Source organism: Streptomyces sp. NPDC051020 (assembly GCF_040683105.1).
In the GTDB taxonomy this organism is placed as follows: domain Bacteria; phylum Actinomycetota; class Actinomycetes; order Streptomycetales; family Streptomycetaceae; genus Streptomyces.
On record NZ_JBFBCG010000067.1, the window covers coordinates 1 to 14,472 of the forward strand.

The 14,472-nt window shown below is 72.0% G+C and carries 14 protein-coding genes; 7 read left to right on the forward strand and 7 right to left on the reverse strand.

Going from position 1 to position 14,472, the window contains the following annotated elements:
* Positions 1-94: 94 nt before the first annotated feature.
* Entirely contained in the window at positions 95-829 is a 735-nt protein-coding gene (locus AB0N06_RS28765; RefSeq protein ID WP_366137591.1) for a VIT1/CCC1 transporter family protein, read from the reverse strand.
* Positions 830-1,090: 261 nt separating this feature from the next.
* Between AB0N06_RS28765 and AB0N06_RS28770 the strand changes: the two genes are divergently transcribed.
* Genes AB0N06_RS28770 through AB0N06_RS28800 form a run of 7 tightly spaced genes read left to right on the forward strand, consistent with a single transcriptional unit; the run spans position 1,091 to position 8,979 of the window.
* Positions 1,091-2,320 (forward strand): ADP-ribosylglycohydrolase family protein, encoded by a 1,230-nt coding sequence (locus AB0N06_RS28770; RefSeq protein ID WP_366137592.1) that lies wholly within the window; start codon positions 1,091-1,093, stop codon positions 2,318-2,320.
* The gene (locus AB0N06_RS28775) at positions 2,317-3,582 is read left to right on the forward strand and encodes an ADP-ribosylglycohydrolase family protein (RefSeq protein WP_366137593.1); all 1,266 of its coding nucleotides are present in this window, start codon (positions 2,317-2,319) and stop codon (positions 3,580-3,582) included. Before AB0N06_RS28770 ends, AB0N06_RS28775 begins: the two co-directional genes overlap by 4 nt.
* On the forward strand, positions 3,518-4,711 hold the full coding sequence (locus AB0N06_RS28780) for an ADP-ribosylglycohydrolase family protein (protein WP_366137594.1): 1,194 nt from the start codon (positions 3,518-3,520) through the stop codon (positions 4,709-4,711). The genes AB0N06_RS28775 and AB0N06_RS28780 overlap by 65 nt, the downstream gene beginning before the upstream one ends.
* Complete coding sequence (locus tag AB0N06_RS28785) at positions 4,708-6,084, forward strand: ADP-ribosylglycohydrolase family protein (RefSeq protein ID WP_366137595.1); 1,377 nt, start codon at positions 4,708-4,710, stop codon at positions 6,082-6,084. Before AB0N06_RS28780 ends, AB0N06_RS28785 begins: the two co-directional genes overlap by 4 nt.
* Positions 6,081-6,965, forward strand: coding sequence for a ribokinase (gene rbsK / locus AB0N06_RS28790; RefSeq protein WP_366137596.1), 885 nt, complete (start codon positions 6,081-6,083; stop codon positions 6,963-6,965). The genes AB0N06_RS28785 and rbsK overlap by 4 nt, the downstream gene beginning before the upstream one ends.
* Complete coding sequence (locus tag AB0N06_RS28795; RefSeq protein WP_366137597.1) at positions 6,962-8,161, forward strand: CoA transferase; 1,200 nt, start codon at positions 6,962-6,964, stop codon at positions 8,159-8,161. Before rbsK ends, AB0N06_RS28795 begins: the two co-directional genes overlap by 4 nt.
* Positions 8,158-8,979 (forward strand): CoA ester lyase, encoded by an 822-nt coding sequence (locus AB0N06_RS28800; RefSeq protein ID WP_366137599.1) that lies wholly within the window; start codon positions 8,158-8,160, stop codon positions 8,977-8,979. The genes AB0N06_RS28795 and AB0N06_RS28800 overlap by 4 nt, the downstream gene beginning before the upstream one ends.
* 124 nt (positions 8,980-9,103) lie before the next feature.
* Here the strand turns inward: AB0N06_RS28800 and lgt are convergent, their stop codons facing one another.
* From lgt to trpC, 6 genes are all read right to left on the reverse strand, one after another.
* Positions 9,104-10,099, reverse strand: a complete 996-nt coding sequence (gene lgt / locus AB0N06_RS28805; protein ID WP_366137600.1) for a prolipoprotein diacylglyceryl transferase — start codon at positions 10,097-10,099, stop codon at positions 9,104-9,106.
* 121 nt (positions 10,100-10,220) lie between these two features.
* Entirely contained in the window at positions 10,221-11,048 is an 828-nt protein-coding gene (locus tag AB0N06_RS28810; RefSeq protein WP_366137601.1) for a thioredoxin domain-containing protein, read from the reverse strand.
* Positions 11,049-11,124: 76 nt separating this feature from the next.
* Positions 11,125-11,937 (reverse strand): tryptophan synthase subunit alpha, encoded by an 813-nt coding sequence (gene trpA, locus AB0N06_RS28815; RefSeq protein ID WP_366137602.1) that lies wholly within the window; start codon positions 11,935-11,937, stop codon positions 11,125-11,127.
* Complete coding sequence (gene trpB / locus AB0N06_RS28820) at positions 11,934-13,220, reverse strand: tryptophan synthase subunit beta (protein ID WP_366137603.1); 1,287 nt, start codon at positions 13,218-13,220, stop codon at positions 11,934-11,936. The genes trpA and trpB overlap by 4 nt, the downstream gene beginning before the upstream one ends.
* 134 nt (positions 13,221-13,354) lie before the next feature.
* Positions 13,355-13,573: a tryptophan synthase subunit(beta) gene (locus AB0N06_RS28825; RefSeq protein WP_266986747.1), complete on the reverse strand. Its 219-nt coding sequence runs from the start codon at positions 13,571-13,573 to the stop codon at positions 13,355-13,357.
* Between the two features lie 8 nt (positions 13,574-13,581).
* Positions 13,582-14,391: an indole-3-glycerol phosphate synthase TrpC gene (trpC, locus tag AB0N06_RS28830; RefSeq protein ID WP_358857986.1), complete on the reverse strand. Its 810-nt coding sequence runs from the start codon at positions 14,389-14,391 to the stop codon at positions 13,582-13,584.
* Positions 14,392-14,472: the final 81 nt, after the last annotated feature.

Consider the following 14,472-nt stretch of genomic DNA (forward strand, 5'->3'; position numbering starts at 1 on the left):
CACACCCGCACCCCGCTACCCAGTCGGCAAGAAACAGCGCAAAACGGATATGCCTAGACGCGGCGGGGCCGAGCAGCAGCCTTAAAGATCAAGCTTAGCTCCCGACGGCCACGCCGAACACCATGCCCAGCCCGTACGTGACCGCCGCAGCCGTACCGCCGAGCACCAGCTGCCGCAGCCCGCTGAACCACCAGCTGCGCGCCGTCACCCTGGCCACCACCGCGCCGCAGCCGAAGAGCCCGATGAGCGCCAGCAGCACCGCGGGCCACAGGGCGTGCGCTCCGAGCAGATACGGCAGTACGGGCAGCAGCGCACCCAGCGCGAACGCACCGAACGACGACACAGCGGCGACGAGCGGCGACGGCAGATCGCTCGGGTCGACGCCGAGCTCCTCGCGGGCGTGTATTTCCAGGGCCTGCTCAGGATCGCGGGACAGCTGCCGGGCGACCTCGCGGGCAAGTCCGGGCTCGACGCCGCGGGACTCGTACAGCGCGGCGAGCTCTTCCATCTCGTCCACCGGGTGCTTGCGCAATTCGCGGCGCTCGACATCGAGTTCGGCCTCGACGAGCTCTCGTTGCGAAGCGACGGAGGTGTACTCGCCCGCCGCCATGGAGAACGCGCCGGCGGCCAGGCCCGCCAGACCGGTGATCACGAGCGTCTGCTGGGACACCGAGCCGCCCGCGACGCCAGTCATCAGCGCGAGGTTGGAGACGAGCCCGTCCATCGCACCGAAGACCGCCGGGCGCAGCCAGCCGCCGTTCACATCACGGTGGGTGTGGTTGTCACGATGCGCCTCGTGCAGGACGGCGTCGGTCTCGATGATGGACACAGTTCTCCCCTTCTCCGGCAGCGGGATTCACTCGCTCCGCCCCCTCAACACCATCGAAAGTACGCACGAAAACAGCCCCCCGCCAGCAAGCCAGGCCGTACTTACCTGCCCTCTGACCAGGTAAGTACGGCCTGCCTCAGGAGAGGGATCCCGTCATCCGACTGGACCTTTTGTCACGCTTATCGGCCTTTGTCGGGCCTCCGTGTGGCACAGATCGGACAGGTACGAGAACTGGCTCGGTACGAGCGAAGGGTCGACGCGATGGAGTCGATTGCGGGTAATCCTGCAGAGCGGCGGACGGGCCGTACGAGCGCGGGCGGAACGAACGCGGGCAGTGCGGGCGCAGGCGGTGCGGCGGAGGCCGTACGGTACGACGCGGACACACCCGGCACGTGCCGATCGGCCCATGCGGACGATGCCGAGCGCCTCAACCGGGCCGACCGGGCCCGCGGCGCGCTCCTGGGGCTCGCCGTGGGTGACGCCCTGGGTGCACCGGCGGAGAACCTGCGGCCGTCCGAGATCCGGCGCCGCTGGGGCCGGATCGAGGGCTTCGTCAGCGACGACCCGGCAGGCACCGATGACACGGAGTACGCGATCTTCTCCGGGCTGCTGCTCGCCCGGCACGGTTCGGCGCTGACCGTCACGCATGTCGAGCGGGCCTGGCACCTGTGGATCGCGGACCTGGACGAGGGGCCGTTCCGCGGCGCCGGGTTCAGCGAGCGCGGCACGCTGGAGAACCTGCGCCGGGGTCTCGCCGCCCCGATCTCCGCCCAGCACCGGCACGCCTGGAGCGACGGACTCGCGATGCGGGCGGCGCCGTTCGGCGTGTTCGCGGCAGGCCGGCCCGCGGAGGCAGCGCGCCTGGTCGCGGTCGACGGCCGGGTCAGCCACGACGGCGAGGGCATCTACGGCGGCCAGGCGGTGGCGGCCGGAGTGGCCGCCGCGATGGTCGGTGCGGGGGTCGCGTCCGTGATCGCGGCCGCGCTGTCCGTCGTACCGATGGACTCCTGGACGGCGCGCTCGCTGCGCCGCGCGGTGGCGGCCGCCCAGCGCGCGTATCCCGACCGCCTCACCACGGAGCGGGCCGTGCGCTCCGCGGTGGTGGTCGGCGGATATCCATGGACGGATCTGGCTCCGGAGGCGGTCGGCCTGGCGTTCGGCGCGTTCGCGGCGGCGCGCGGCGATTTCCGTACGGCGGTGCTGACCGCGGTCAACATGGGCCGCGACGCGGACACGACGGCGGCCGTGGCGGGAGCGCTGGCCGGGGCACTGCACGGGGTGTCCGCGATCCCACGGATCTGGGGCGAGGCGATCGGGCCGGTCCGGGGCAGCTGTCTGCCGTCGATGCGGGGCTACCACGTCCTGGACATCGCGGAGCTGCTCACCCCGGACGAGACGGACGAGGCGGACGAGGCGGACCCGATGGGCGGGACCGGCGAGGCGGGCGGGGCAGTCGGCGGCGCAGGCGAACCGGCGGTGGTGGTGTCATGACCATTGCACGCAACACTCGCCGCACCAGCGACCCCGCCTCCCTCCCTGCCCAGCCCCTGCCGGGGCGCCGCGCCCGCATCGAGGGGCTGCTCCTCGGGCTCGCCTCGGGGGATGCCGCGGGGTGGCCGGCCGCGCGCCACCGGGCGGCCCGGATGCCGGAGTGGACCCGGCGCCTCACCCGGGAGCTCGACACCTTCGCCGAGCAGAACGCCACCACCACCCTGCCCGTGCCGATCGCCCTCAACCAGCCACCCGAGCCGCTGCGGCTCGGGCCGTCGGACGATGCCGAATGGGCCGCGTTCGCCGCCGGGACCGTGCTCGCCTCGAAGGGAGGGTCGCTGCACCACCTCCCCCCGGAGCGCCGGATGCAGGCCGCCATCGACCTCTCCTGGAACGCACTGGCCGCTGAGGTCGCCGCGGCTGCCGCGCAGGCGCCGGAGGTCGAGTCGGCGGTCCTCCCCCTGCGCGCCCGGATCTCGGTCCGGGCGGGGCTCGGCAATCTCGCCGCCGGGCTGCGGCCGCCCGCCACCGGCCACGACAACCCGCACTATTTCGACGACGCGGCCTGTGTCCGGGCCGCCGTGCTGGCGGTCGTCCACCCCGGCGAGCCCGGACCCGCCGCTGAACTCGCCGAGTTCGATGCCCGATACACCCAGGACGGCGACGGTGTGCACGGTGCCCGCGCGATGGCCGCCGCGATCGCCGAGGCGCTGGGCGGGGCCGATGTCGACGCCGTGGTGAACGCCGCACTCGCCCAGCTCCCCGACGGCACCGAAATCGCCCGCAATGCCGCCCACGCCGTCCGGATCGCCCGGGACTTCGTCGGCGAGGCGGCGGGCGCCTTCGCGCTCGTACCGGTGCTGGAGCATCAGATCGTCGATCATGTGTACAGCTATGGGATCGCCGCCGCCGAGACCGTGCCGGTCGCGCTCGCCCTCGCCACCGCCGCCCGGGGCGAGATCGCCCAGGCCATTCCGGCGGCGGCCTGTCTGTCGCGGGTCGCGGACTCGGCGCCCGCCCTGGCCGGTGCGCTGACCGGCGCGCTCGGCGGTATCGCCGCCGTCCCGGACGGCTGGCGCGAGGCCTGCCGCACGCTCGCCGGGTGTGCGCTGCCCCGACTCGCGGGCACGGATCTCATCGAACTCGCCGGGCTGCTGACAGACACGGAACCAACCCCTCCGGGTGGACAATTCGGGCATGACGCCCATGAAGCTCATGCCGCCTCCAGGGAACAGACCACCCACCGCGCTCGCCCTCGATGAACGAATCAGCGGCGCCCTCGTCGGCGCCGCCGTCGGCGACGCGCTCGGCGGCCCGGTCGAGGGCCGGTCCGCCGAGCAGATCGTCGAACGCCACGGCGGCCGGGTCACCGGTATCGTCGGCCCGTGGGACGGCGACGACTGGCGCACCGCCCGCCCCATCGCCCCGTACTACAAGGGCGACGGGCACGTCACCGACGACACCTTGATGACCCATGCGCTGGTACGGGTGTACGACGCCGTACGGGACCACCTCGACGCGTACTCCGTGGCCGACCACCTCGTACCGGAGCTGATCGCGAACCCCCGCTGGATTCCGGAGCTGCAGGCCGAGGCGCTGCCCCTGCAACGGGTCTTCCTCGCCGAGAAGTGGATCGTCGCCCGGCTCCACTACGGCCATGTCGATCCGCGCGAGGCGGGCTCCGGAAACATCGTGAACTGTGGTGCGGCGATGTACATGGCGCCGGTGGGACTGGTCAACGCCACGCATCCGCGGGCCGCGTACGCCGAGGCGCTGGACCTCGCGGGCGCCCATCAGTCGTCGTACGGAAGGGAGGCGGCCGGGGTCTTCGCGGCGGCCGTCGCCGCCGCCTGCGCCCCGGACGCGACGCCCGCCACCGTCGTCGACACCTGCCTGTCGCTCTCCAAGGACGGAACCCGGGCCGCCATCGAGGCCGTGTGCGAAGTGGCCGTCCAGCACCAGGACTTCGAGACGGCGCTGGCACCGCTGCGCGCAGCGGTGGCCCCCTTCGACACCGTCGGACCCGACTACCGCGCCCCGTCCCTCGGCGCCCGCCGACCGTCCCGGCTGCACGCCATCGAGGAACTCCCGATCGCCCTCGGAATGCTGCTCGTCGCGGACGGCGACTACCGGCACGCAGTGCTCGGATCGGTGAACTACGGCCGCGACTGCGACTCGATCGCCACGATGAGCGGCGCGCTCGCGGGCGCGCTGCACGGCGAAGCGGCGATCCCCGCCACCTGGGTGAAAACGGTGGCGGAGGCCAGCCGCCTCGATCTGCACGCACCGGCGCGGACGCTGACGGACGTCGCCCGCGAGGTGTTCGTACGGGACACCGCCCGGCGGCGTGCGCACGAGGCGGCGTTCGCGGCACTGGCAGGCACGCCATGACCGTGCGGGTCACCTGGGTGCAGCCCGAGGACCTGATCGGGCACGAACTGCGCCAGGCGGCCGAGGACGGCCGGGACGCGCGGCACATCGAGCGCCGGTGGTACGCGGCGGGCGGCGCACCCGCCCCGGAGCGCGGGGGCGCATCGAAATCCCCCGCGCCACCCGCCCTGCGCGCGCTCGCCGAGCGCCTGCTCGACGAACTCGCCGGGCTCACCTCGCCGCTGCATGTCGACGAGCCGACGGATCTCGCCGCGATCCGGGCGGCCTGCCCGGACTGGCCGGCGCCCCGCACGGACCCTCCACCGGCCGGTACGGCCCTGCTGGAGGCGGCGTGGCTGGGGCGTGCGGCCGGCTGCCTGCTCGGCAAACCCGTCGAGAAGCTGCCCCTCGCGGGGATCCGTGCGCTGGCCCGGGCCACCGGGAACTGGCCGCTCACCACCTGGTTCACCGCGAAGGGCCTGCCCGCCGCACTGGCAGCCGCCCACCCCTGGAACCGTCGCTCCGCACCCACCTCGCTCGCCGAGAACATCGACGGGATGCCGGAGGACGACGACCTCAACCACCCGCTCCTGACCGTGCTGTTGATCCAGCGGTACGGGCCTTCGTTCGGTACCGCCGATCTCGCCCGGCTCTGGCTCGACGAACTCCCCGCCGGCCGTACGTTCACCGCCGAGCGGGTCGCCTACCGCAATCTGCTCGACGGCATCGAACCGCCGGAAACCGCCCGGCACCGCAACCCGTTCCGGGAGTGGATCGGCGCCCGGATCCGCGCCGACGTGCACGGCTGGACCCACCCCGGCGATCCGGCGGCCGCCGCCGAGCAGGCACACCGGGACGCGGTCCTCACACACACCGGCAACGGTGTGTACGGAGCGATGTTCACCGCCGCGGCGCTCGCCGAGGCAGCCGGCGGCGACGCGGACGTGCACGGCTGTCTGACGGCCGGTCTGCGCGTCGTGCCGCCCCGCTCGCGGTTTGCGCACGCGGTCCGCACCGGGATCGACGCGGCCCGTGGTGAGGAGGACTTCGACGAGGTCGTCGACCGGCTGCACGCCGAGTTCGGCGCGTACCACTGGGTCCATGAACTGCCCAACGCCGCACTGCTCGCCGCCGCCCTCACCCACGCCGACGGCGACTTCTCCGGCTCCATCTGCCGTGCGGTGGCGGGTGGTTGGGACACCGACTCGAACGGTGCGACCGCCGGTTCACTGACCGGTCTGCTGGCCGGCCGGCCCGAGGCGCTGCCCGGACGATGGACCACCCCACTGGGGAACCGGCTCGCCACGTCCGTCCCCGGATTCGACTCCATCGGCTTCGACGCACTCGCCGACATGACCCACCGGCTCATCCACGAGGAGGCACGCCGCCCATGACCGGCATCGCGGTGCTCGGCAGCACCAATATGGACCTTGTCGCCTATGTCGCACGGGCTCCGCAGCGCGGAGAGACCGTCACCGGACGGGAGTTCCGCACCGTCCCCGGCGGCAAGGGCGCGAACCAGGCCGTCGCCGCCGCCCGCGCGGGCGGCGACGCGATGATGATCGGCGCGGTCGGTGACGACGCGTACGGGGCGCAGCTGCGGTCCGGACTGGAGCACGCGGGCGTGGACACCGACCTGCTGCACACCGCGGAGGGCCCCAGCGGCACCGCGCACATCGTCGTCGACGACGCGGGCGGCAACTCGATCGTGGTGATCCCCGGCGCCAACGGCACCGTCACCTCCCTCGGCCCCGGCGAGAAGGCCGCCATCGCGGGTGCCGACCTGCTGCTCCTGCAACTGGAACTGCCGCTGTCCACTGTGCTGGAAGGGGCGCGGGTCGCCCATGCGCAGGGTGTGCGGACGATTCTCACCCCCTCCCCCGTGCAATCGCTGCCGGACGAACTCTTCGACGCCGTCGATCTCCTGATTCCCAATGAGCACGAGGCCGCCGCGCTCTCCGGGCGCTCCGAACCCCACGCGGCGGCGGACGTCCTGCTTCGGCAGGTCCCCGAGGTCGTCATCACGCTCGGCGCGAGGGGCTGCCTGTACGCGTCCCGGGGCACCGAAAAGATCCACTTCCCCGCGCCCGAGGTCACCGCCGTGGACACCACCGGTGCCGGGGACACCTTCGTCGGCACGCTCGCCGTGGCGCTCGGCGAGGGGCGTGCCGTGCCGGAAGCACTGGCCTGGGCGTCGTCGGCCGCCGCGCTCTGTGTGCAGAAGCCGGGTGCCTCGACCTCCATGCCGTACCGCAGCGAGATCGACGCCGCATGACCGCGCCCGGGGTAGCGCCCCTCACCGGTCTGCGGGTCCTCGACCTCGCCACGCTCTTCGCAGGCCCCCTCGCGGCCACCATGCTCGGCGACTTCGGCGCCGAGGTGATCAAGGTCGAACATCCGCGCCGGCCCGATCCGTCGCGCGGGCACGGCCCGGCGAAGGACGGCATCGGCCTGTGGTGGAAGCTGCTCGGCCGCAACAAACGCAATCTGACCCTCGACCTCTCCGCTCCCGGCGGGCGCGACGTCCTGCTGCGGCTGGCCGCGTCCACCGATGTGATCATCGAGAACTTCCGGCCGGGGACGCTGGAACGGTGGGGCATCGGCTGGGAGGAGCTGCACGCCGTCAACCCGCGGCTGGTGCTCACCCGGGTCACCGGCTTCGGCCAGTTCGGCCCGTACGCGCACCGCGCCGGCTTCGGCACCCTCGCCGAGGCCATGAGCGGGTTCGCCGCGATGACCGGGGAGCCCGACGGGCCGCCGACCCTGCCGCCCTTCGGGCTTGCCGACTCGATCGCGGCACTCGCCACCGCGTACGCCGTGATGGCGGCGCTGGCCGGGCGGGACCGCACCGGGAAGGGGCAGGTCGTCGATATGGCGATCATCGAGCCGATCCTGACCGTGCTCGGCCCGCAGCCGATCTGGTACGACCAGCTCGGATACGTCCAGGAACGCACCGGCAACCGCTCGCGCAACAACGCCCCGCGCAATACGTACCGCACATCCGACGGTCACTGGGTCGCCGTGTCCACGTCCGCCCAGTCGATCGCCGAACGGGTGATGCATCTGGTCGGCCGCGCGGAACTGATCGACGAGCCGTGGTTCGCCTCCGGCGCCACCCGCGCCGACCACTCCGACGAACTCGACGAGGCGGTCGGCAGCTGGATCGCCCGGCACACTCGCGATGACGCGATCTCCGCGTTCGAGAAGGCGGAGGCAGCCATCGCGCCGATCCATGACATCCGGGACGTGATGGATGACCCGCAGTACCGCGCCCTGGACTCCGTCACCGAGGTCCCCGACCCGGAGCTGGGCCTGCTGCGTATGCAGAACGTCCTCTTCCGGCTGTCCAGGACCCCGGGGGCGATCCGCTGGGCGGGCCGGCCGCACGGCGCGGACACCGACGAAATCCTCACCGAGCTCGGTCTGACCGATCCGGAAATCGCCGCACTGCGAGCGGGGAGCGTGCTGTGACGGCGACGGCAACGGTGCCTCTGACCTGGCTGTATGCCCCCGGGGACCGGCCGGACGTGGTGCGCAAGGCGCGCGAGTCGGGCGCAGACGTGGTGATCGTCGACCTGGAGGACGCGGTCGCGCCGGACCGCAAGGCGTATGCACGGTCCGCCACCGCCGAACTCCTCGCCGAACCGCTCGCCGTCACGGACGGGGTGCCGATGCACGTCCGGGTCCAGACCGAAACCGACATCCTGGCCCTGGCCGGACTGCCCGGCCTGGCCGAACTGCGGCTCCCCAAGATCACGCATGCCGCGACCGTCCATCACATCGCGGCTCTGGCGCCCGGCGTCGCGCTCTGTCCGCTGCTGGAGTCGGCGCTCGGCATCGAGCACGCGTACACGATCGCGGCGTCCCACCCCCAGATCCGCTCCATCGGCATCGGCGAGATCGATCTCCGGGCCGATCTGGGCGTACGGGACGACATGGGCCTGGACTGGTCGCGCAGCCGGGTGGTGGTTGCCGCCCGCGCGGCGGGGCTCGCCCCGCCGACCCAGTCGGTGTTCCCGGACGTCCTGGACCTGGACGGGCTGTGGCAGTCCTGCGTGCACGGGAGGGCGCTGGGGTTCGTCGGCCGGGCGGCGATCCACCCCCGGCAGCTGCCGGTCATCGAACGGGCATTCCGGCCGACGGCGGAGGAGATCGAGGCGGCGCAGGAGATCGTGGCGGCGGCACTGACGGACGCGGGTGCGCTGGCGCTGCCGGACGGCCGCTTCGTGGACGCGGCGGTGGTGGCCTCGGCCCGCCGGACGCTGGCGCTGGCGGAACGGGTGGGGTGACGGCGGAGAATCCAGCCCCTCCGGCGATGGAGGAGCGGGGGTCCGGGCGCACAGACCCTGGTGGGAAACAGCGAAAGGCCCCGAGCCGTTTCTGGTTCGGGGCCTTTCGTACAGATGGGTGGCGTCAGGCTTTCTTCGCTGCCTCTGCGGTGCCGTTCTTCTCCGGCACCTCGGCACCGGGCGCCTTCGCATCGGGCGCTTCCGCATCGGGCGCTTCCGCATCGCCGGCGCCGTCGCCGTCACGGTCCGCGTCACCGGCGGCATCCACGGCGGGCGCCGCGTCCTCGACGCCCTCGGCGTCCTCGGCCGCTCCCGGCTCGACGACCTCCTCGCGCCCTGGCCGTACCTTCGCCGAGATCACCATGTACGTCACCGCCAGCACGAACATGATGAGCGCGGTCCACACGTTCAGGCGCAGGCCCAGGATGTGGTGCGCCTCGTCGACCCGCATGTACTCGATCCAGGCACGACCCGCGCAGTAGGCCGCGACGTACAGCGCGAACGCCCGCCCGTGTCCGAGCTTGAAGCGGCGGTCCGCCCAGATCACCAGCAGGGCGACGCCCACGCACCACAACGACTCGTACAGGAACGTCGGGTGGTACGTTCCGGCGACCCGGTTGGGACCCTCGCTGATCTTCAGTGCCCACGGCAGATCCGTCGGCTTCCCGTACAGCTCCTGGTTGAACCAGTTGCCCCAGCGGCCGAACGCCTGGGCGATGGCGATGCAGGGGGCGAGCGCGTCGGCCCAGGCGGGCAGCGGGATCCCTCGACGGCGGCAGCCGATCCAGGCGCCGACCGCCCCGAGCGCGATCGCCCCCCAGATACCGAGGCCTCCCTGCCAGATCTTGAAGGCGTCGACCCAGTTCTGGCCGTCGCCGAAGTACAGCTGGTAGTCGGTGATGACGTGGTAGAGCCGGCCGCCGACGAGACCGAAGGGCACGGCCCAGACGGCGATGTCGGCCACCGTGCCGGCTCTGCCGCCCCGGGCGATCCAGCGCTTGTTGCCGAGCCAGACGGCGACAAACACACCGATGATGATGCAGAACGCGTAGCCGCGCAGCGGGATCGGGCCAAGATTGATCACGCCGGTCGACGGGCTGGGAATGTAGGCAAGGTCCATGGCAGGGTCGACGCTACCTTGCCGGGCGGGAGGTGCGGCAACCCGCCCGACAACTTCTGGGTAACGAGCCGGTCATCCATTCCCCACCCGTCCGACCCGGAGCCCACGTCCGCGGGGTGCCTCAGGAAACGGACGGCGACGGGGTGACCTTCGCCGGCTGCTTGCCCTTGTTCGCCTCGGCGACCCACTTCTTCAGGTTCGCCACGGTGATCGGTTCGTTCCCCTTCTTCGGGAAGATCGATTCACCGTTGAGGAGCGCTGTCGGCGTGCCTGTGAATCCACCCTTCTGGAACGCGGCGTTGGACTTCTGGACCCAGGTGTTGTGCGTGCCGTCCTCCACGCAACTGCGGAAGGCCGGCGTGTCGAGGCCCGGGACCTTGCCCGCCAGGTCGATCAGCTTGCTGCTCTTGCCGAAGGCATCGTCGGTCTCCGGCGGCTGATTGCGGTAGAGGACGTCGTGGTACGCGGAGAACTTCCCGACGTCCTGTGCGCAGGCGGCCGCATTGGCCGCGTCCAACGATCCGGTGCCGCCGAGGTTGCCGTCGATGAGCGTGGCCAGGTGGTACTGGACCTTGATCTGTCCGGTGTTTTCCAGCTCGTGGATCGTTTCCCGGAACGCATTCTCGAACTGGGCACAGACCGGGCAGCGGAAGTCCTCCCAGACCGTGAGCGTGGACGGGGCGTCGTCCACACCCACCTGGATGACCAGGCTGTCCTTGCCGGTCGCCCCCGACGGTGCGACCGCGGGCCCCGACTCGCTCGCCTTGTTGCCCTTGCCTCCCGAATTCGCGGCGATCACGCCGATGACCGCGGCCAGCGCCAGCACACCCACCACGGCGGCCGAGACGATCAGCGTGCGTCGGCGGCGCTCGCGCGCCTTCTCCTGCTCGCGCCGCTGGACGAGCTGGTCGCGCGCGGTCCTTTTTCCCTCTTGGTTCTTCTCGCTCACACCCGCAGCAACGAACCGGGGAGGCACGTGCGTGCCTCCCCGGCCCCAGGTCCACCCGTATGGATTACACCCGATATCAGCGCTTTCGAACGCCTTCGGCCAATTCGCCCGCCAATGAGCGGACCGCGGCGAGACCGGACGCCTCGTCGGGGGCGTCCAGGATCCGCTTGACGAAGGCTGAGCCGACGATCACCCCGTCGGCGAAGACGGCGACCTCGGCGGCCTGCTGGGCGTTCGAGACGCCGAGGCCGACGCAGACCGGGAGCTCGGTCGTGGCGCGGGTGCGCCGGACCACGTCCTGAGCCTGCTCGCCGACCGATTCGCGGGTGCCGGTGACCCCCATCAGCGAGGCCGCGTAGACGAAGCCGGAGCCGGCCGCGGTGATGGCGGTGAGGCGCTCGTCCTTGCTGCTCGGTGCGACGACGAAGACGGTCGCAAGACCGTGCTTGTCGGCGTGCTCGCGCCACACCGAGGACTCCTGGACCGGCAGGTCGGGCAGGATGCACCCGGCGCCGCCCGCCTCGGCGAGCTCGGCGGTGAACCGCTCGATGCCGTACCGGTCGATGGGGTTCCAGTACGTCATGACAAGGATCGGGACGCCGGTCGCCTCGTACGCCTCGCGGACCGTACGCATCACGTCGGCGATCTTCACGCCGCCGCGCAGAGCGATGTCGTCGGCGGTCTGGATGACCGGCCCGTCGAGCACGGGGTCGCTGTGCGGCAGGCCCACCTCGACGACATCGGCGCCACCGGCGACGACGGCCTTGACGGCCTCGATGCCGCCGTCGACCGTCGGGAACCCGGCCGGCAGGTAGGCGATGAGCGCGGCACGGTCCTCCGCCTTGGCGGCGGCGAGGGCGGCACTCAACAGCTTGATGTTGCCATTCACCTGGCGTCCTCCTCGATCTCGGCGTCGCCGTTCCCCGCGTCCGCCTCGACGGTCGCGTCCGCTTCGTACAGCCCGAAGTAGCGAGCCGCCGTGTCCATGTCCTTGTCGCCGCGGCCGGACAGGTTGACCACGAGGAGCCCGTCCTTGCCGAACTCCTTGCCGACCTCCAGGGCTCCGGCCAACGCGTGGGCGCTCTCGATGGCCGGGATGATCCCTTCGGCGCGGGAGAGCAGCAGCAGCGCCTGCATGGCGGCGCCGTCGGTGACCGCGCGGTACTCGCCGCGGCCGATGTCCTTGAGGTACGCGTGCTCGGGGCCGATGCCCGGGTAGTCCAGACCGGCCGAGATGGAGTACGGCTCGGTGATCTGGCCCTCGTCGTCCTGGAGGACGTAACTGCGCGACCCGTGCAGGATGCCGGGCTCGCCCGCGGTCAGCGTCGCCGCGTGCTCGCCGGTCTCCACGCCGTGTCCGGCGGGCTCGCAGCCGATCAGCCGGACGTGCGCGTCCGGGATGAAGGCGTGGAACAGGCCGATGGCGTTGGAGCCGCCGCCGACACAGGCGATCGCGGCGTCCGGCAGCCGGCCGGTCCGTTCCAGGACCTGCCGTCGGGCCTCGACGCCGATGACGCGGTGGAAGTCGCGGACCATCGCCGGGAAGGGGTGCGGGCCCGCGACCGTCCCGAAGAGGTAGTGGGTGCGGTCCACATTGGCGACCCAGTCGCGGAACGCCTCGTTGATGGCGTCCTTGAGCGTGCGGGAGCCGGATTTCACGGCGACGACCTCAGCGCCGAGCATCCGCATCCGCGCCACGTTCAGCGCCTGCCGCTCGGTGTCGATCTCGCCCATGTAGATGGTGCATTCGAGGCCGAAGAGGGCGCACGCGGTCGCGGTGGCGACGCCGTGCTGGCCGGCGCCGGTCTCGGCGATGACCCGGGTCTTGCCCATGCGCTTGGTGAGCAGCGCCTGGCCCAGCACGTTGTTGATCTTGTGCGAGCCGGTGTGGTTCAGGTCCTCGCGCTTGAGGAAGATCCGGGCGCCGCCCGCGTGCTCGGCGAAGCGCGGCACCTCGGTCAGCGCACTGGGCCGGCCGGTGTAGTTGACCATGAGCTCATTGAGCTCGGCGGCGAAGGCCGGGTCGGCCTTGGCCTTGTCGTACTCGACGGCGACCTCGTCCACGGCGGCGACGAGCGCCTCCGGGATGAACTTGCCGCCGAACGCGCCGAAGTAGCCCTCAGCGCTGGGAATCAGACCCTCGGGGTCCGGAATGAAGAAGTCAGATGACATCCGACGTGCTCCTCGTCATGGCAACGGGTGGGTTCACCGTATGCGCCGTCGGCAGAGCGCCGCCGCGACCGGAACGGTCGGACGGTTCGGTCGTACGTACGAGAGGGTGGTGGGAGTACGTCGGCCGGGGCTCGCTACAGCGCGGTCCCCGTGCGCCATCGCATGCCGTTGACCTGGCCGGGCTCGTCGCCGATCACGTACCGCACCCGCCGTCCGTGCACACGGCGCGCGGGGGCGCGACAGCCGCGGGGGCGGCAACCGCGCGCCAGCGGTGCGTGCGGGTCCCGGGCAGCCGTCACCATGGCCAGGCGCAGGCGCGGCCGGGTGCGGGGCAGGGGACGGTCGGCGGACATGGTGCGGGTCAGCCCCGTCCGTGCCGCAGGGCCGGGTGGGCGCCCGCGGCGACCAGGTCGGCGACTGCGGTCCGCGGGTCACGGCCGGTGACCAGGGACTCGCCGACGAGTACGGCGTCGGCGCCTGCGTTGGCGTAGGCGATGAGGTCGTGCGGGCCGCGGACACCGGACTCGGCGACCTTGACGATGCCCGCCGGGATCTCGGGGGCGACACGCTCGAAGGTGGAGCGGTCAACCTTGAGGTCCTTCAAATTGCGCGCGTTGACACCGATGATCTTCGCTCCGGCGTCGACGGCGCGCTCCGCCTCCTCCTCGTCGTGCGCCTCGACCAGCGGCGTGAGGCCGATGGACTCGGCGCGCTCGATCAGGGAGACGAGGGCCTCCTGGTCGAGGGCGGCGACGATCAGCAGGGCGAGGTCGGCGCCGTAGGCGCGGGCCTCCCAGAGCTGGTAGGAGGTGACGATGAAGTCCTTGCGCAGGATCGGGATGTCGACCTTGGCGCGGACGGCCTCCAGGTCGGCGAGCGAACCGCCGAAGCGGCGCTCCTCGGTGAGGACGGAGATGACGGACGCGCCACCGGCCTCGTAGTCCGCGGCAAGTGCGGCCGGGTCGGCGATCGCCGCGAGGGCTCCCTTGGAGGGGCTGGAGCGCTTGACCTCGCAGATGACGGTCACGCCCTCGCCGCGCAGGGCGGCGACTCCGTCCTTGGCCGCCGGAGCGCGCGCCGCGCGTTCCTTGAGCTCGTCGAGGCTGACACGCGCCTGCCGCTCTGCGAGGTCGGCGCGGACGCCGTCGATGATCTCGTCGAGCACACTCACGCGAGCGGCCCCCTTCCAGGACGGTGATGAGGGAACAGGATCAGCCATCTCGATGGTATCCGCAGGAGGGCCGAGGGCCCG

What these genes read in the sequence shown, in the direction of transcription:
- AB0N06_RS28770 (WP_366137592.1), top strand. Translation starts at nt 1,091, where the DNA reads ATGGAGTCGATTGCGGGTAATCCTGCAGAGCGGCGGACGGGCCGTACG.
- AB0N06_RS28775 (WP_366137593.1), top strand. Translation starts at nt 2,317, where the DNA reads ATGACCATTGCACGCAACACTCGCCGCACCAGCGACCCCGCCTCCCTC.
- AB0N06_RS28780 (WP_366137594.1), top strand. Translation starts at nt 3,518, where the DNA reads ATGACGCCCATGAAGCTCATGCCGCCTCCAGGGAACAGACCACCCACC.
- AB0N06_RS28785 (WP_366137595.1), top strand. Translation starts at nt 4,708, where the DNA reads ATGACCGTGCGGGTCACCTGGGTGCAGCCCGAGGACCTGATCGGGCAC.
- rbsK (WP_366137596.1), top strand. Translation starts at nt 6,081, where the DNA reads ATGACCGGCATCGCGGTGCTCGGCAGCACCAATATGGACCTTGTCGCC.
- AB0N06_RS28795 (WP_366137597.1), top strand. Translation starts at nt 6,962, where the DNA reads ATGACCGCGCCCGGGGTAGCGCCCCTCACCGGTCTGCGGGTCCTCGAC.
- lgt (WP_366137600.1), bottom strand. Translation starts at nt 10,099, where the DNA reads ATGGACCTTGCCTACATTCCCAGCCCGTCGACCGGCGTGATCAATCTT.
- trpB (WP_366137603.1), bottom strand. Translation starts at nt 13,220, where the DNA reads ATGTCATCTGACTTCTTCATTCCGGACCCCGAGGGTCTGATTCCCAGC.
- AB0N06_RS28825 (WP_266986747.1), bottom strand. Translation starts at nt 13,573, where the DNA reads ATGTCCGCCGACCGTCCCCTGCCCCGCACCCGGCCGCGCCTGCGCCTG.